14 protein-coding genes are annotated in these 16,299 nt (G+C 70.0%); 5 read left to right on the top strand and 9 right to left on the bottom strand.

Annotation, left to right across the window (positions count from 1 at the left end; translation table 11 throughout):
• Positions 1 to 270: 270 nt before the first annotated feature.
• Positions 271 to 1,146: an RNA polymerase sigma factor SigJ gene (sigJ, locus tag ABZ412_RS28000; protein WP_357285778.1), complete on the bottom strand. Its 876-nt coding sequence runs from the start codon at positions 1,144 to 1,146 to the stop codon at positions 271 to 273.
• Between the two features lie 72 nt (positions 1,147 to 1,218).
• On the opposite strand from sigJ, the gene ABZ412_RS27995 reads away from it, so the two are divergent.
• Complete coding sequence (locus ABZ412_RS27995; protein ID WP_357285775.1) at positions 1,219 to 2,100, top strand: alpha/beta hydrolase; 882 nt, start codon at positions 1,219 to 1,221, stop codon at positions 2,098 to 2,100.
• Between the two features lie 294 nt (positions 2,101 to 2,394).
• On the opposite strand, the gene ABZ412_RS27990 is transcribed toward ABZ412_RS27995, so the two are convergent.
• Complete coding sequence (locus ABZ412_RS27990) at positions 2,395 to 2,682, bottom strand: putative quinol monooxygenase (RefSeq protein ID WP_357285772.1); 288 nt, start codon at positions 2,680 to 2,682, stop codon at positions 2,395 to 2,397.
• A 31-nt stretch (positions 2,683 to 2,713) separates the two neighbouring features.
• A complete protein-coding gene (locus ABZ412_RS27985) occupies positions 2,714 to 3,760 on the bottom strand; it encodes an aldo/keto reductase (protein WP_357285768.1) in 1,047 nt (348 codons plus the stop codon).
• A gap of 147 nt (positions 3,761 to 3,907) precedes the next feature.
• Between ABZ412_RS27985 and ABZ412_RS27980 the strand changes: the two genes are divergently transcribed.
• Positions 3,908 to 4,759: a helix-turn-helix transcriptional regulator gene (locus ABZ412_RS27980; protein ID WP_357285765.1), complete on the top strand. Its 852-nt coding sequence runs from the start codon at positions 3,908 to 3,910 to the stop codon at positions 4,757 to 4,759.
• A 77-nt stretch (positions 4,760 to 4,836) separates the two neighbouring features.
• On the opposite strand, the gene ABZ412_RS27975 is transcribed toward ABZ412_RS27980, so the two are convergent.
• From ABZ412_RS27975 to ABZ412_RS27960, 4 genes are all read right to left on the bottom strand, one after another.
• Entirely contained in the window at positions 4,837 to 6,411 is a 1,575-nt protein-coding gene (locus ABZ412_RS27975) for a protein kinase (RefSeq protein WP_357285762.1), read from the bottom strand.
• A gap of 267 nt (positions 6,412 to 6,678) precedes the next feature.
• On the bottom strand, positions 6,679 to 7,554 hold the full coding sequence (locus ABZ412_RS27970; RefSeq protein WP_357285759.1) for an arylamine N-acetyltransferase: 876 nt from the start codon (positions 7,552 to 7,554) through the stop codon (positions 6,679 to 6,681).
• Between the two features lie 100 nt (positions 7,555 to 7,654).
• A complete protein-coding gene (locus tag ABZ412_RS27965) occupies positions 7,655 to 8,599 on the bottom strand; it encodes an NAD(P)-dependent oxidoreductase (protein ID WP_357285757.1) in 945 nt (314 codons plus the stop codon).
• 134 nt (positions 8,600 to 8,733) lie between these two features.
• Positions 8,734 to 9,708, bottom strand: coding sequence for a prolyl oligopeptidase family serine peptidase (locus ABZ412_RS27960; protein WP_357285755.1), 975 nt, complete (start codon positions 9,706 to 9,708; stop codon positions 8,734 to 8,736).
• Positions 9,709 to 9,828: 120 nt separating this feature from the next.
• Between ABZ412_RS27960 and ABZ412_RS27955 the strand changes: the two genes are divergently transcribed.
• The 3 genes from ABZ412_RS27955 to ABZ412_RS27945 all read left to right on the top strand — a co-directional run bounded on the left by ABZ412_RS27955 (position 9,829) and on the right by ABZ412_RS27945 (position 13,543).
• Complete coding sequence (locus tag ABZ412_RS27955; RefSeq protein WP_357285752.1) at positions 9,829 to 11,007, top strand: winged helix DNA-binding domain-containing protein; 1,179 nt, start codon at positions 9,829 to 9,831, stop codon at positions 11,005 to 11,007.
• A gap of 214 nt (positions 11,008 to 11,221) precedes the next feature.
• Positions 11,222 to 11,734 carry a TerB family tellurite resistance protein gene (locus tag ABZ412_RS27950; protein WP_357285749.1) on the top strand — a complete coding sequence of 171 codons (513 nt, stop codon included), beginning with the start codon at positions 11,222 to 11,224 and terminating at the stop codon, positions 11,732 to 11,734.
• A 660-nt stretch (positions 11,735 to 12,394) separates the two neighbouring features.
• Complete coding sequence (locus tag ABZ412_RS27945) at positions 12,395 to 13,543, top strand: transposase (RefSeq protein WP_357285747.1); 1,149 nt, start codon at positions 12,395 to 12,397, stop codon at positions 13,541 to 13,543.
• A gap of 94 nt (positions 13,544 to 13,637) precedes the next feature.
• Here ABZ412_RS27945 and nadC read toward each other — a convergent pair whose 3' ends face one another.
• Together nadC and ABZ412_RS27935 are read right to left on the bottom strand one after the other, a co-directional pair.
• A complete protein-coding gene (nadC, locus tag ABZ412_RS27940; RefSeq protein ID WP_357285744.1) occupies positions 13,638 to 14,498 on the bottom strand; it encodes a carboxylating nicotinate-nucleotide diphosphorylase in 861 nt (286 codons plus the stop codon).
• A gap of 114 nt (positions 14,499 to 14,612) precedes the next feature.
• The gene (locus ABZ412_RS27935) at positions 14,613 to 16,277 is read right to left on the bottom strand and encodes an L-aspartate oxidase (protein ID WP_357285742.1); all 1,665 of its coding nucleotides are present in this window, start codon (positions 16,275 to 16,277) and stop codon (positions 14,613 to 14,615) included.
• Between the last annotated feature and the right edge of the window lie 22 nt (positions 16,278 to 16,299).

The raw sequence follows: 16,299 nt of genomic DNA, 5'->3' as shown, positions 1-16,299 counted from the left end.
GTACCCGCGTTCCTCCCCCGCGGCACCCTGTGTTTCGCACCGCGGGCGCCCCATTCCCGACCTGGCCGTCTCCGGAACGATGAATCGCCCAATGCGCGGAACTCGACACGAGCGAATGCGCCTGCCCCGTAGCCGGCCCCTCCGTCGATCGCCCCGCGCCGGCCGGTTCGGTCAGCGCGGTATGCGGCATGTGCAGATGTTGTCTGCCGCATCGGAGGGACCGGGCGGGCGGGAAAGGGTCAGCAGCATTCGAGACGCTCATGTCTGGTTTCAGCGAGCGTTGAGACGTGCGAGCTTGTCGGGATTGCCGATGGCGCGGATCGCGACCACGTGGTTGTCATGGGACTCCAACGCGATCACGACCATGACCTGGCCCACGAGTGACACGACCACCCCTGGCTCGCCGTTCACCGCCACGACCCGGAAGTCGGCGCCCGCTCCGAACAGTGTTCTGGCTAGCGTGACGCCGACCAGCTCGGCGCCGACCAGTGGTCCGAGGGGGGCGCCGGCGACTCGCCCGCCGGAGTCGAATTCGCCGACCACGTCGTGAGCGAGTACCTCCATCAGTGCCGCCAGGTCGCCGGTGGTGCAGGCGTGCGCAAATCTCTCGGCGACCGCGCGCGCCTGTACTGGTGAGACCTCGAACCGAGGCTCAGGGTTGTCGCGCAGCGCGGCTCGAGCACGACTGGCCAGCTTCCGGGCCGCGGCCGGTGACCGGCCGACCACCGCGGCGATCTCCTCGAAGCTCACTCCGAAGACATCGTGGAGCACGAACGCGACGCGTTCGGCGGGGCTGAGCGCGTGCAGCGCCGCCAAAAGCGCCAGCCGCACGCTGTCGTCGAGGGTGACCTGATCTGCCGGGTCGAGATCGGCGCCGGCCGGCTCGACGAGCGGTTCGGGCAGCCACGGCCCGACGTAGCGGGCCCGGGTGCGGTCGGCGCGCAGCCGGTCGAGGCAGACTCGGCCCGCAACAGTGACCAGCCAGCCCTCGACATCGTCGATGCCCTCGCAGCCGTGCCGGGTGAGTCTGGCGAAAGTCTCTTGCACGGCGTCTTCGGCGTCGACGAGGGTACCGAGCATGCGGTAGGAGACGTCGAGCACCCGCCGCCGGTGCAGGTGCCAAGCCTGCTCGATGATGTCGCTCATACATACCTCCGACGAATGAGCCCGGTGAAGTGTGACCGTCACACACGACCCCGCCGACACGTCCTTAGAGATATGACCCTTACTACCAAACCCGCTCGGCCTGACTGGCTTACTACGCAGGATTGGCCCCACCCGCTGTACGCGTTCGACTTCGACGGGCGCCGCGTCGTCTACACCGATACCGGCGGTGACCGTCCGGTCCTGCTCATGGTCCACGCCGGACTCTGGTCGCTGCTGTGGGCTGATCTGATCAGCCACCTCGAGGACCGGTACCGGTGCGTGACCCTCGATCTGCCTGGAACGGGCCTCTCCGATCCCGGCGAGGCCACGGTGGCATCGGCCGCCCACACGATCACATCATTCATCGACCATCTCGACCTCGACGCCGTGACACTGGTCGTACACGACCTCGGGGGCCTGGCCGCACTCGCCGCTCTCCACGATCGAGTCGACCGCGTGGCCGCACTGGTGGCCATGAACACCTTCGGCTGGCAGCCCCGCGGCATGCTGTGGCTCGCACTGCGATTCTTCGGCTCGGAGCTGATGCGGGAGGTCGACGCATGGCTCGGGTTGCTCGCCTGGGTGAGTGCGACAAGGTTCGGTGTCGGCAGACGATGGAACCGCACCCGTAAGACCGCGTGGCGACGTGGTCTGCGCGACCGCGACCGTCGCCGGTTCTTGCACCGAATGTTTCGCGACGCGACCCGCGACCGCGCCACCGCCACACGCGCAGCAAGCACGGTCACCGCGCTGGCCGGCCGACCGATGATGACGGTATTCGGCCGACTCGGCGACTACTTCTTCTTCGTCCGCCATTGGCGGCGTCTGTTCCCGTACCTGACCAGGGTCACTGTCCCCTGGGGGCTGCACTTTCCGATGGCCGACAACCCGCAGCTCGTGGCCGAGGCCATCGACCGCTGGCACCGCAGCCATGTGGGCCGTGCTCGACTGTGAATCCGGATCCCACTGCCCGGAATCCAGGTGGCGTGGCGGTGGTGCGGTGCCTTTGTTGGATGGGAAGCTGAAGTGGCGGGTGGCTGTCGGTTGGCACATGGCAGAACCTCGGCCTCGGGTGCTCCGAGTCCGGTATGAGGTGCCCATCCGGCATCGGTACTTCAGGGCGTGATCGTCTTCTGGAAGTTCACGTCAACCTCTGAGGGTGTACGCGTGTTCCGGGCCCGCAGCGGTTTCGCAGGGGATGACCACATCGGGACGATGGGGAGCACAGGGACACGGCAGTGGCAACCGCTATTCGGCGATGAGGCGGCGGATGATCATGGGCTCGGCGAGGATGCCCTCGAGGACTCCGGCCACATGCTGGAAGTGTTCGGTGGTGAAGTGCTTCTCGAGGGCGTCGGCGTCCTGCCATTCCTCGACCACGACCATGTGGGCGGGGTCGTTGGGGTTGGTGAAGGGCTGGTAGGACAGGCAGCCGGGTTCGGCCAGGGACGGTTCGATCATGGCTTCCAGGGCGGTGCGCAGGCGGTCCTCGTTTCCGGCGGTGACGCGCAGTTCGGCGACGACGTGCAGGGTCATGGTGTGCTCCTCGGGTTCGGTGTGGGGTGTGTCAGTGGGTGATCGGGCCTTCGCCCGCGCCGGTGGCGCGCAGGGCGGCGGCGATGGCGTCCAGGTCCGCGGGGGTCAGTTCCAGTGTGGCGGCGTCGATCCAGCCGTCGACCTGGTCGGGGGTGCGGGCGCCGACGATCGCGCCGGTGACGCCGGACCAGGTGAGGGTCCAGGCGATGGCGAGGGCGCCGACGGTGGTGTGGTGGGCGGCGGCGATCGGGCGCAGCGCCTCGACCAGGGCGAGGTTGCGGTCGAGGTCGGTGGTGAATTCGGGGAAGCCCTTGCGCCAGTCGTCGTCGGGCAGGGCGGCGACGCGTTCGGCGGAGAAGGCGCCGGTCAGCAGGCCGGAGTGCTGCGGCTGGTAGACGATGCCGCCGGTGTGATGGGCTGCGGCCCAGGCCAATTCGCCCGCGGCGGCGCGTTTGATCAGGGAGAACTGGGGCTGGATGGCGTCGACGTGGGCGATGGATTCGGCGACTTCGAGCTGTCCGACGTCGTGGTTGGACAGGCCGATGGCGCGGACCTTGCCCTCGGTGACCAGGTCGGCCATGGTCTGCCAGTACTCGTGCAGCGGGGTGACCACGGCGTCGGCCACGCCGTCCGGGTCCGAGAAGTCCAGGGAGGCACCGGTGTCGGGCCAGTGCACCTGGTAGAGGTCGATGCGTTCGACGTCCAGTCGCCGCAGCGAGTCCTCGATCTCGCGACGCACGCTGGCCGCGGCCATGATCCGCCGGGGCGCGGCGGCGCGGTCGTCGTCGTCCCAGACCAGTCCCGCCTTGGTGAAGACGAAGGGCCGGTCGGCTTCGGGCAGTTGACCGATCGCCTTGCCGACCACTTCCTCGGAGTGGCCGAGCCCGTAGACGGCGGCGGTGTCGATCCAGTTCACGCCCGCGTCGAGGGCGCGGTGCAGGGTGGCGATCGATCCGGCGTCGTCCTGTGCGCCCCAGGTGTAGCGCCAGCCCGCGCCGCCGAGTGCCCACGCGCCGAAGCCGATCCGGCTGATGCGCATGTCGGTGGTCCCGAGCTGACGGGTGGGAAGGGAGGTCATGCTGTGCTCCTCGGGAGTCGGTGTCCGCCGTGGTGTGCGGCGCTGAGCACTACAGTCGTCCGATCCGCGAGGGGTAGACAGTGCGGCGTCTGCCTGGGCATCGCATGACCAGGATGAAACCCGGGGTCCGCGTGGTTACCTGGTTCCATGACCCTGGACCGTCGCGCCGAACTCGGTGAATTCCTGCGCTCCCGCCGCGCCCGGCTGAGCCCGGAGGAGGTGGGCCTGGTCTCGCACGGGGCCCGCCGCCGGGTGCCGGGACTGCGGCGCGAGGAGCTGGCGCTGCTGGCCGGGGTCAGCGTGGATCATTATGTGCGCCTGGAACAGGGACGCAGTCTGCAGTTCTCGGAGTCGGTGCTGGACGCGGTGGCGCGGGCGCTGCGCTTGAATCAGGTCGAGCGTGATCACCTCTACCTGCTGGCCCGCCCGTGGTCGGGTGAGGACCCGCCCGCCGCGCAGCGGGTGCGCCCGGGTCTGCGGCGGCTGCTGGACGCCGCGCACGACGTGCCCGCCTACATCGTGGGCCGCGGGGTGAGCGTGCTGGCGTGGAATCGCCTGGCGGCGGCCCTGATCGGCGATTTCGGCGCGATCGCCCCCGAGCAGCGCGATTTCCTGCACCTGGTGTTCCTGGACGAGGGCGCGAAGGAGCTCTACGAGGACTGGGACGACAAGGCCGCCGATACGGTGGCGTATCTGCGGGTGGACGCCGCCCGCAATCCCGGCGACCCCCGCATCACCGCGCTGATCGACGAAATGAACTCCGCGAGCCCGGAATTCGCCGCCCTGTGGGAGCGCCACGAGCTCAAGGACAAGACGCACGGCCGCCACATCTATCGGCATCCGATCGTGGGCCGCCTCGATCTGGGCTACGAAACCCTGCGCCTGCCCGACGATCCCGATCAGGCCCTGGTCGCCCATCACGTCGAGCCGGGTTCCCCCAGCGCCGACGCCCTGCGCCTGCTGGCTTCGCTCGCCGCGGATCCGGCCACCCGTCACTAGCCGACCCGGGCACGAGCCGGAAAAGCACTGCGCCGCACCGGTGATCCGGTGCGGCGCAGGTGGTTCGAGCGATCGGCCTACTTGGTGTCGCTGTCGATCAGCAGGGAGCCGCCGCTGTCGACGACCCGCAGCGTCACCGACTTGCTGCCGCTGTTCTTGGTGCTCAGGCTGGCCAGCGAGATGTCCACGGAGCCATCGGGATTGTTGCTGTCGGTCCCGCGCGCGCCCTCGATGGTCGAGTAGCGGCTGACCGGGTTGTTCGTCCAGTAGGTCTGGAACGCCGACGCACTGCCGTACACCTGCTGCGCGGCCGGGGTGAGCCGGGTCCACGCCTCCTGGTACCGCTGGGAGGTGAGGGCGTCGTAGAACTTGTCCACGGCGTCCGCGCCGTTGCCCACGCTCACGGTCGAGGCGCTCTTGGTCTGGCCCAGGCCCGAGGGCGTGCCCTTGGTGGAGCTGGCCGAGGTCGAGGCCTTCACCGAGGTGGTGGTCCCGCCCGCGCCGGGCGAGTCGCCCGAGCCGGAGTCGCCCATCATGCCGTAGACGATGCCGCCGGCCACCACGACGACCGCGGCCAGCAGGATCCACACCAGCTTCTTCTTGCCGCCCGGCTCCGAATCCGGTTCCGGCGCGGGGTGATTGCGGGTCGGCGGGCCGCCGTGGGGCACCGGCCGCGGCGGCGGGGTCTCGAGCAGCTGGGCCTGGCTCATGGCGCCGGTCGGGATGTCGGCGTTGGCCGACGAACGGCGTTCCATCTGCCGGGTCTGCTGGCGCGGCGCGGTGCCGCCCTGCGGGGTGACCGGGCCGGAGCGGCGGCCGGCGAACACCCGGGCGGCCTCGGCGTCCGGGCCGACCTCGGCGAATTCCGCCATGATGTCGCGCACGTCGAGCATGCTCGGCCGGTCCTCCGGCTCGAAGCTGAGCAGGCTGAGCAGCAGGTCCGACAGCGGCCCGGCATTGCGCGGCTCGCTGATCTGGCCGTTGGCCGCGGCGTAGAGCAGTGCCAGCGGATTCGGGTTGGTGCCGTAGGGCGGTTCACCTTCCAGCGCGTGGAAGAGCGTGGCGCCCAAGGCGAAGACGTCGGCGGCCGGGGTCGGTTCCGCGCCGCGGGCGACCTCGGGGGCGAGGTAGGCGGCGGTGCCGGAGATGAGCCCGGTGGCGGTGAGGGTGACGTCGCCCTTGGACTTGGCGATGCCGAAGTCGGTGATCTTCACCGCGCCGTTGTCGCCGAGCAGGATGTTGCCGGGCTTGACGTCACGGTGCACGATGCCGGCGCGGTGCGCGGCGATCAGCGCGGAAGCCACCTGTTCGCCGATGCGCGCGCACTGCGGCAGCGGCAGCGTGCCCTGCGCGGACAGCACCACGGCGAGGCTCTGCGAGGGCAGGTACTCCATGATCAAGCACGGGTCGCCCTCGTGCTCGGTGATGTCGAAGACGACGATGGCGTTCGGATGCTGGAAGCGGGCCGCGTTGCGCGCCTCGCGCGCCGCACGCTGCCGGACGATGTCCTTGTCGGCATCCGACAGGCTCGGCTGGGTCAGGATCTGCTTGATCGCGACGGATCGTTCCAGCCGCTGGTCGACGGCTCGCCAGACGACACCTGTGCCGCCGCTACCAATCCGTTCGACCAGGCGGTAATGCCCTGCGATCACTTGGCCGGTTTCGATGGCACTACTCCGAGGTTCTTCGAGATGACTGTGACAATGCGGTTGCCCGCGCGTTTCCCCGCACGAGTGTAGCGGGCGACGCGCGGATCGCCGACGTCAGCGTGAGATATGGCGGAGATCTCGATGAGATCTGCGCCGCCCGTCAGCGACCGGCCCGTGACCGCGCTGACGTATGCGCTGGTCGCAGCCCATGCATGACCAGACATATACCGATCGGTTTGGTGTGTGTTTGCTCCCGCACACCGACCGAGTTCAGCTACTTTTCACCGCCGCGGGCCACTGCGCGCGAACCAACCGGGCGGTGTCGGCGGCATCGAGCTCGATATCGAAGACCTCCGCGAGCACCTTGGGCAGCTCGGCGACCTCGAGCTCGCGCACCTCCTCCGAACCATCGGGATGGTGCGTGGTCCAGGTGGTGCCGTCGAGCTGGTGGTGCACATCGGGCAGGAAGCGCTGCACGAAGGGCCGCATGGTGAACGGTGAACGCGCCGCGGTGGACACGTAGTGGTTCCCGACCGCGAAATCGACGCGGTACTGGGGGGTGATGGCGAAGGTGTGCCGGTCCACCCAGCCGTCCTTCCCGAACTGGTACAGCGTCCACAGCTCGCCGCCGACGGCGTCGGTGCTCCGCTCCAGCCGGAAACGCCATGCGCCCGCACCGAATTCACCGCGGCCGGGGGCCAGTTCGATCGGTTCCAGGGGACCCCAGCCGAAACCGACGTCACACAGCCACAGCCGGTCGTCGTCGGCGGCCTCGACCCGCAGCAGCGCGTGGGTGGCCGGGCGCAGGCCGGTCGCGCCCAGGGTGACCCGGCCGGACATGGCGGTGAATTCGAAGCCGAGCCGTTCCAGCGCGGCCGCGAACAGACCGACGTTCTCGTAGCAGTAGCCGCCGCGCCGCCGCCGGATCAGCTTGTCCTGCAGCGCTTCCGAGTCCAGGGGGATGCCGCGGCCGAGAATGATCTCGAGGTTCTCGAACGGGATCGTGGTGGTGTGGGCGCGCACCAGGGCGCGCAGGGTCTCCAGGGTGGGCGTGCGCGCACCGGTGAACCCGATCCGGTCCAGGTAGGCGTCGAGGTCGAGCTCCGCGCCCAGCCAGGTGTAGGTGGGGTCCGCCGGTGTGTTCATCACTGCCTTCCTTCGCGCCCGATTCGCGTGGATCATCCGTCTTCCGAGGTGATCAACGGTAGTGGGCGCGGCTGTGTTCCGACGCGATCGGACCGCCGGGTCAGGCGTGGACGCGCGCGAGGGTGCGCAGACCCTCGCGGTAACTCGGATAGCGCGGCGCCCAGCGCAGTTCCGCCCGGGCCTTGGCATTGGACGGGCGGAGGGAGAAGTCCAGCATCTGGGCCGCCGTCAGCGGGGAGGTGATGCGCATCAGGCGCGGGGGCACCCGCAGTGGCGGGCGCGCGCCGACGGCCTCGGCGGCGGCGGCGAACATGGCCTCCCAGGTGGCGGGCTCGTCGTCCACGATGTTGTACGCCTGGCCGGGAACGCCGCGTTCGAGGGCGGCCACGGTCGCGGCGGCGGCGTCCTCGACGTGCACGAAGCCGGTGTGCCCGGTGGTCGTGCTGGGCAGCGGGAACAATCGCCGCCGCAGGGCGCGGGTGAAGGACGCGGACGCGCCGGGTCCGTAGAAGACGCCGTAGCGCAGCGCGATTCCGTCGATGCCGGGCGCCCGCCAGGCGTGGCATTCGGCCTCGTGCAGCGCGCCGATGAGCCCGTCGTTGACGTCGCCGGGGATGCGGCCGAAGGGGTCCTGCTCGGTCACCGGCCGCGGGCCGTGGTCGCGCATGCCGTAGCCGAAGATCACCGATTGCGTCAGGTACCGGCGCGCGCCCGCGCGCTGGGCCAGTTCCACCAGGTGTTTGCCGCCGGTCTCGCGTAAGGCGTTGGTGCGCAGCAGGCCCGGCGAGTGGTAGTGGGTGGGCGGCGAGTTCCGGTAGGCGGTGAGCTCGTGGATGACCGCGTCGGCGGTGAGCCGCTCGGTGGCGCGCAACAGCTCCGAGCGATCCATCACATTGGCGACCAGCGGGGTGGCCCCCAGGGCCCGCGCGACCTCCGCGCCGCGGCCGTCGCGGGTGAGCGCGTACACCTGGTGTCCGCGGGCGCGCAGCGCCGTCACCAATGGCCGCCCGATCGCCCCTGTCGCTCCCGCCACCACGACTTTCATTGCGCTTCATCCCGTCTCGCCCTGCCGATGCCGGGCCCGAGCCTAGTGTTCGGCGCGCGATCGTGTGGCACGGCGGTCGGCCCGCGCGGGGCGCGGCGGCGGGTACGGCGACCGGTCGCGCGCGGGACTGGCTGTCAGGCGGCGCATTTGGCGTTCGCCGGGGCCGGCGGAGCGGTGTTGACTCCCGCGCCGACGTCGATCGTGTAGTCGTGATCGCCGCCGAGAGGTTCGGTGCCCTGCAGCAGTCGCATGACGGCGCAACCGGATTCGAAGAACACCGGATTGATGCCGTGTTCGCCGGGCACGACGCGGCCGTCGAGATCGCGGCCGCTGACGACGGTGTACATGGACACCCGCTTGCCCGCGAGCATCAGCGCGGCGCGCATCTCCACCGAACTGGTGTAGGGCACCACCGTATCCGCGGTGCCGTGCACCAGGACCGCCCGCTGGACGTCGATGCGGCCGGGCATGAGTACCGGGGAGCGATCGATGTAGGCCTGCGGGCAGGTCAGCGGAATACAGCCGCCCGCATCGCGTTCGATCTCCGGCCGCAGTCGCTTGCCGGCCAGGCCGGCTTCCAGCCAGGCGGTGAGATCCCCGGCGTGGCCGAAGGTGTCGACCCAGTAGTCGTAGGTGCCGGGCGGGGCGTAGGCGGCGGCCAGCCCGCTGGTGATGCCGCCCTGACTCCAGCCCCACAGCACGGTGGGGCCGAGGCCGGGGTGTTCGCCGCGATACCACTGGGTGGCGGCGACGGTGTCATGCCAGCCCGCCCACACGTTCCACTCGCCCGTGCGCCACGTGCTGTTGCCGGAGCGCTGGTCCATGGTGACCAGGGCGGCGCCGGTGTTCTCGACGATCGAGGCCATGTAGTCGGGGAAGTCGCTCGCGCTGCCGTCGTGGCCGTGCACCGCCACGATGAGCGCCCGGGCCCCGCCCTCGGGTTCGTAGACGCGGCCGGTGGCGGTCTCGCCGTCGACGGTGAGGCTGATCGGCCGCATGGACACGCCGCCGTCGGCCGCGCCCGCGATTCCCGGTAGCCCGACCATCACCGCCGCCACCACGCCCACGACCGCACCGATTACCCGCAACCCTCGCCGATGAGCACGCACGTCCGGCATCGTCGCACGTCCGGTCGGTCCGGTCGGGAACCCACGCCGGGCCGGTCGGCGCGCCGGCACGGATGTCGCGGGGTGTGCCCGAATCAGACTGCCGGCGGCTAGGATTCGACCATGCGTTCGATGGATGCCGCGGAGCGGCGGGCTCGACTCGGGGTGCGGCACCGGCTGGCGTCGGCGGAGCGCGGCGACACGGTCGAGTCGATCGTGCGGTCCCTGGTCGTCTTGCACGCGACCGACCCGGCCACCGTGTACCTGTCCGTCGCGGCGCGCTCGGCGGACCTGGAGACCGGCCACGTGGAGAAGGCGCTCTACGACGACCGGACCCTGCTGCGCATGCTGGCCATGCGGCGCACCATGTTCGTCGCGCCCATCGAGCTGGTGCCGGTGCTGCAGGCCGCGGTCGCCGACGCGCTGGCGCACAAGCAGCGCAAGACCTACGGGCGCTATGTCGAACAGTCCGGCGCGGTGCCCGGCAATGTCGTGAAGTGGTGGAACGCGGTCGAGTCGAAGACGCACGACGCCTTGCTGAGCCGCGGCGCGGCGACCGGGGCGCAGTTGAGCAAGGAGGTGCCCGAGCTGCGGACCCAGGTGGACACCGCGCCGGGCAAGCCGTATTCCAAGCCCACCAATATCACCACCTGGGTGCTGGTCACACTCGGCTGTGAGGGCCGGATCGTGCGCGGGCGGCCCAATGGAAGCTGGTCCAGCAGCCAGTACACCTGGGCGCCCATCGAATCCTGGCTGCCCGACGGGATCACGGCCATGCCGGTCGAGGAGGCTCGCGCCGAGCTGGTCCGGAAGTGGTTGCGCGCCTTCGGTCCCGCGCCGGTGAGCGATCTCAAATGGTGGACCGGCTGGACGCTGGGCGAGGTGCGCAAGGCACTGGCGCCGGTGGACACCGTCGAGGTGGACCTGGGCGGTGAGACCGGCCTGGTACTGGCCGACGATCTGGAGCCCACGCCCGCCCCGGAACCGTGGGCGGCCCTGCTGCCCGCGCTGGATCCCACGCCGATGGGCTGGCAATCGCGCGACTGGTATCTGGGACCGCATCAGCCCGCCCTGTTCGACCGCAACGGCAATATCGGCCCGTCGGTGTGGTGGGACGGCCGCATCGTCGGCGGCTGGGCGCAGCGACCGGACGGCGACATCGCCTGGCGGCTGCTCGAGGATGTCGGCGCCGACACTGAGCGCGCCATCGCCGCCGAGGCGGACCGGCTGCGCGGCTGGTACGGCGAGGTCCGCCCGATCCCCCGCTTCCGCACTCCGCTCGAACGCGAACTGTCCGCCTGACCGTCCGGCCCCCGCGCGCGGCGCGCCCGATGATCACAGGCGCGCCGAACGCGGTTGCTGTGCGCGAGTATTCGGAGAATTTCTGCGGGCGCTGCCGCGGTGGACTGTTACTGTCGACGGTGTTGTTCGCACGATCCGGGCCCGGCTGAACCTTCGGTTCACTCCGCGAACGCGGGAGGTCCACGGGTTCGGCCATTTCTTCGGAGTGTGTGTCATGGCGTTCTCGAATCGGCTGGTCTCCCCGGCTGCCCCGCGCACCGATCCGGCCGCCGCCGCGCCCGCCGGATCCCCGGACGCACGGCTCGCACCGCATCTCACCGGGCTGCCGGGAGGGCGCGACGAGGAGTGGGGCGATGCCTTCCGCGATGCGGCGCTGGGCATGTGCGCGGTGTTGTCCGCGACCGACGGCCGCATCGATCCGGCGGCCCGGATGCGCGTCGCGCAGATGACCGGGGAGCACGAGGTTCTCGGCCGCCGGCCCGCCGAGGACCTGCGAAACCGTTTCGAGGACAACTGCGCCCGGCTCATCATGGATCCGGCGTTCGGCCACGCCTACGTGATGGCCCAGATCGCCAAGGCCACCGAGTATCCCGACCAGGCCGCCGCCGTGCTGCGCATCGGATTGACGGTGGGGCGAACCGACGGCGAACTCGGAGCACACGCCGCCACGGTGATTCGCGAGGCATGTCAGGTGCTGCGGATGGACCCCCGCGAATTCGGTCTGTAAAGCCCCCCTGGCTTTTGCTGGACATTGCCCGGAGCCGTCCCGCATTCTTGGGGCGTTTGCTGCCCAGCGAGGGGATCCACTCTGCATGGCGATCCAAGGGTTTCTCAATATCCTGCTCGACACCGTCCACCCGAATCGAGGCTGGCGGTACTGCGCGTGGTGCGAAGGCACCGGGGCCGCAGGCTGTTCCGAAGCGGGCTCGGCCATCCTGTGCACCGGTTGCGGGGGCATCGGCTGGCTCGTCGACCCGCCCCTTCCCCGGGCCTGAACCGGCTCCGGACAGCGGCGTGGCCCCGGGCGGATGACGCGCCCGGGCCACGCCGGCACAACGGTTCCCGGGCTACCAGAATGTCCGCTGGTGCACCGCCCTTCAGGGCGGTGGTGAAAGCAGATAGCGGGAGGGCCGTCAAGGCCCGAGCATGCCTTGAACCGGGCGATTTTGCTGTTCGATGTAATGGGGAGTACCGAGATCGGTGCGCCACCGACCGATCCAGCAGAGTAGGAGCCCAATGACAAGCTTTGCGCCCGCTGGCGGTGCCGCACCGGCTCGGGGAGCTGTTGGCGCATCCGGTAAGGCGACACGCCGTTGAGGCTGTTGACCAGTGTGGAGAGTGCGTTTTCTAACCTCGCTCATCTCCGCCATAACCTACCCTCGGTCTTGTGCAGCTTCGGTACAACTTCCGCGTCTATCCGACACCGGGCCAGCGGATTTCGCTGGCGCGGGCGTTCGGGTGCGCACGAGTGGTGTACAACGACGCGTTGGCGGCACGGGAGACCGCACGCCGCGCCGGGCAGCCGTACATCACGGATGCGGAACTGTCGAAAGCGTTGACCGAAGCCAAGAAATCCCCGCAACGGGCATGGCTGCGCGAGGTGTCGTCGGTGGTGTTGCAGCAGGGGTTGGCCGATCTGAACACCGCCTACCACAACTTCTTCGCCTCGATCACCGGCAAACGGCGCGGCACACGGGTAGGTCCGCCCCAGTTCCGGTCCCGCAAGGACAACCGGCAATCCATCCGGTTCACCAAGAACTCCCGATTCGCCGTGACACCGGGCGGCAAGCTGCGGTTGCCGAAGATCGGCGCCGTGAAAGTGGCGTGGTCGCGGAAGCTGCCGTCGCAGCCGTCATCGGTGACGATCATCAAGGACGCGGCAGGACGGTACTTCGCGTCGTTCGTCGTGCAGACCGACGACCGGCCGCTCCCGGACCTGGACGCCGAGGTGGGTATCGACCTGGGCTTGTCGACTTTCGCTGTCCTGTCGGACGGGACACGAATCGAGTCCCCGCGTTTTCTGCGACAGGCCGAGCGCCGGTTGCGGAAGGCGCACAAAGCGTTGTCCCGCAAGGAGAAAGGCTCGAAGAATCGGGCCAAAGCCCGTGTCAAGGTCGCTCGTGCCCACGCGAAAGTGTCGGATACGCGCCGGGATTGGGCGCACAAGCAGTCCACGATGATCATCCGCGACAATCAAGCGGTGTTCGTGGAGGACTTGTGTGTGAAGGGTCTCGCCTGTACCCGGCTGGCGAAGAGTGTGCACGATGCGGGGTGGGGCATGTTCACCCGCATGTTGGAGGAGAAAGCCGCCCGGTGCGGGCGGCACTTCTCGAAGGTGGACCGCTGGTTTCCGTCGACCCGTATGTGTTCGGTGTGCGGGGTGGTCGGGGACCCCAAGCCCCTGCACGTCCGCGCCTGGACATGTACCTGCGGCACCGTCCACGACCGCGATCTGAACGCAGCCCGTAACATCCTCGCCGCCGGACGGGCGGAGAGGCTAAACGCTTGCGGAGGGACCGTCAGTCTTTCCGCCTGACGGAAAGCAAGTCCCGGCGAAACAGGAACCCACCCAGAGCGCCTGCCCGGGCGCTGGCAGGAATCTTCGGCCTTCATTCAGGTCGAAGTGGACGTCAAATGTCCAGTCCGAGATCGAGCACCCGGACCGAGTGGGTGAGCGCGCCCACGGCCAGGTAGTCGACACCGGTGCGCGCGTAGTCGGCGGCCATGTCCAGCGAAAGCCCGCCTGAGGACTCAAGTTTGGTCCGCGGCGAACGGGTATTGCGGCGCTGCACCGCCGCCTGCGTGGCCCACAGCGGGAAGTTGTCCAGCAACACCAGTTCCACGTCCTCGTCGAGCACCTCGTCGAGCTGTTCGAGGCTGTCCACCTCGACCTCGCACTCAATGTCCGGATTCAGCTCCCGCACGGCGCGCAGCGCGGTGACGACCGAGCCCGCGGCCACCACGTGGTTGTCCTTGATCAGCGCGGCATCGCCGAGACCCATGCGGTGGTTCACGCCGCCGCCGACCCGCACCGCGTACTTCTGCAGCGCGCGCAGGCCCGGAAGCGTCTTGCGGCTGTCGCGAATCCGGCATCCGGTGCCCTCGACGGCGTCGACCCACTGGGCGGTCGCGGTGGCGATGCCGGACAGGTGGCAGACCAGATTCAGCAGCGTGCGCTCCGCGGTGAGCAGTCCGCGGGTGGGCGCGACCAAGCTGAGCACGGTATCGCCGGGCTGCACCTGGGTACCGTCCGGCACCCGCCCGGTCACCTCGTAGTTGCCCGCGCCGAGCACCTCGTCGAGCACCAGCAGTCCGACGTCCAGCCCGGCCACCGTCCCCGGCTGCCGGGAAGCCATGCCCGCCTTGGCGACCGCGTCCGCTGGCACCGTGGCGAGCGTGGTGATGTCTGGCCCGTACCGCAGATCCTCATCGAGGGCGGTGCGGATGAGCGCGACCACTTCGTGGCGGTCGAGTCCGGCGTCGAGAGCCATTACTGCACTCCTTGTCGATGAGTTGTCCTGCGCCCCGGGCGATGTCGCCCGGGGCGGTGGTAGTGGTGGTCACGGCGGCAGGGTCACCCGGGACGGCAGGCCAGGCGGTGTCGTTCATGACGCGGCCGGGACGGCGACCTCACCCCACGACGGGGTCGGCGCGCCGTCGGTGAACAGCTTCGGCCGCCCGTCCGAGCCGAGCCGCACGGAGGTGCTGCGCCGCAACTCCTCCCGCGGTTCAGGATGGTCCGAGCGGGTGTGGCAGCCGCGGCTCTCGGTGCGTGCCGCCGCCGCGACGAGCAGGGCCCGCGCCGTCAAGGTGAGCGCCGAATCCTCGAGTTCGCTAATGAACTCGGCCGTTGCGTCGGCGGAGGCGGGCGTGGGGCGGTTCAGTGCCCACCCGACGGTGAACTCGGGGGCGTCATTGTCGGCGATGAGGCCGACCAGACGGAGGATGGCGGCGCGCAGCCCGTCGCCGTCGCGAACCACCCCGGCGCGTTCGGTCATCAGCTCCTGCAACAGTTTCCGGTCCGCGCGCGGGAACCGCAGCGGGCCGACCTCGGAGATCGGGGCCGACATGCCCTGCCGTTCCGCGGCGGCCGTACCCGCGCGCTCGCCGACCACCAGGCCCTCGAGCAGGCTATTGGAGGCCAGGCGATTCGCGCCGTGCAGCCCGGTGCGGGCCACCTCACCGGCGGCGTACAGGCCGGGCACCGTGGTGCGGCCGGAGGTGTCGGTGAGGATGCCGCCGCACTGGTAGTGGGCGGCCGGCGCGACCGGGATCAGGTCGGTGGTCGGGTCGATGCCCGCCGCCCGGCACGAGGCCGTGATGGTCGGAAAGCGTTGCGGGAAGCCCTCGAGCGCGCGGGCGTCGAGGTAGACGTGGTCGTCGCCGAGCTCGTGCATGCGGGCCGCGATGGCCTTGGCCACCACATCGCGCGGGGCCAGGTCGCCGAGCGGGTGCACGCCCGCGGTCACCGAATCGCCCCGGGAATCGACCAGGATCGCGCCCTCGCCGCGCACCGCCTCGCTGATCAGCGGGCGGCGGCCGAGACCGCCGGGGGTGAACAGCACGGTCGGATGGAACTGCAGGAACTCCAGATCCGAGACCAGCGCTCCGGCCCGCAGCGCCAGCGCGATGCCGTCGGCGGTCGCGCCCGCGGGGTTGGTGCTGCACGCGTAGAGCTGGCCGAGGCCGCCGGTGGCGAGCAGGACCGCGGGTGTGTGCACGATGCCGAAGCCCTCGTCCGACAGCGCGATCACGCCGCGCACGCCCGCGGGTCCGGTGACGATGTCGAGGACGGCGGCCCCGAAGATCACCGGCAGTCCGGCGGCGTTCAGGGCCCGCTGCACCTCCGCGCCGGTGGCGTCGCCGCCGGCGTGGATGATGCGGCGTGTGCTGTGCCCGCCCTCGCGGGTGCGCGACACCTCGCCGTCGCGGCCCAGGTCGAAGACCGCGCCCAGGTCGGTCAGCGCGTCGACCGCCTGCTGACCGCCCTCGACGATGGACCGCACCGCCTCGACGTCACACAGTCCGGCCCCGGCGACCACGGTGTCGTGCACATGGGATTCCACCGAATCCCCGTGCGGCGCGACCACCGCGATCCCGCCCTGCGCGTACTGGGTCGAGGTGTCGGTGGGTCCGCCCTTGCTCAGGGTCAGTACCCGCAGCCCGTGCCGGGAGGCGGTGCGCGCGGCGGTCAGCCCGGCCACGCCACCACCCACCACCACGAGGTCGGCCTCGGCTTCCCAGGTGACCGAAATCGATGTGTTCACCATTGCTCATCCCTCCCCCGACGGG

This window comes from Nocardia sp. NPDC005746 (genome assembly GCF_040630785.1).
In the GTDB taxonomy this organism is placed as follows: Bacteria; Actinomycetota; Actinomycetes; order Mycobacteriales; family Mycobacteriaceae; genus Nocardia.
This window is presented reverse-complemented; position numbering and strand designations above follow the sequence as displayed.

What these genes read in the sequence shown, in the direction of transcription:
- nadC (WP_357285744.1), bottom strand. Translation starts at nt 14,498, where the DNA reads ATGGCTCTCGACGCCGGACTCGACCGCCACGAAGTGGTCGCGCTCATC.
- ABZ412_RS27985 (WP_357285768.1), bottom strand. Translation starts at nt 3,760, where the DNA reads ATGACCTCCCTTCCCACCCGTCAGCTCGGGACCACCGACATGCGCATC.
- sigJ (WP_357285778.1), bottom strand. Translation starts at nt 1,146, where the DNA reads ATGAGCGACATCATCGAGCAGGCTTGGCACCTGCACCGGCGGCGGGTG.
- ABZ412_RS27950 (WP_357285749.1), top strand. Translation starts at nt 11,222, where the DNA reads ATGGCGTTCTCGAATCGGCTGGTCTCCCCGGCTGCCCCGCGCACCGAT.
- ABZ412_RS27935 (WP_357285742.1), bottom strand. Translation starts at nt 16,277, where the DNA reads ATGGTGAACACATCGATTTCGGTCACCTGGGAAGCCGAGGCCGACCTC.
- ABZ412_RS27955 (WP_357285752.1), top strand. Translation starts at nt 9,829, where the DNA reads ATGCGTTCGATGGATGCCGCGGAGCGGCGGGCTCGACTCGGGGTGCGG.
- ABZ412_RS27995 (WP_357285775.1), top strand. Translation starts at nt 1,219, where the DNA reads ATGACCCTTACTACCAAACCCGCTCGGCCTGACTGGCTTACTACGCAG.
- ABZ412_RS27970 (WP_357285759.1), bottom strand. Translation starts at nt 7,554, where the DNA reads ATGAACACACCGGCGGACCCCACCTACACCTGGCTGGGCGCGGAGCTC.
- ABZ412_RS27990 (WP_357285772.1), bottom strand. Translation starts at nt 2,682, where the DNA reads ATGACCCTGCACGTCGTCGCCGAACTGCGCGTCACCGCCGGAAACGAG.
- ABZ412_RS27965 (WP_357285757.1), bottom strand. Translation starts at nt 8,599, where the DNA reads ATGAAAGTCGTGGTGGCGGGAGCGACAGGGGCGATCGGGCGGCCATTG.
- ABZ412_RS27980 (WP_357285765.1), top strand. Translation starts at nt 3,908, where the DNA reads ATGACCCTGGACCGTCGCGCCGAACTCGGTGAATTCCTGCGCTCCCGC.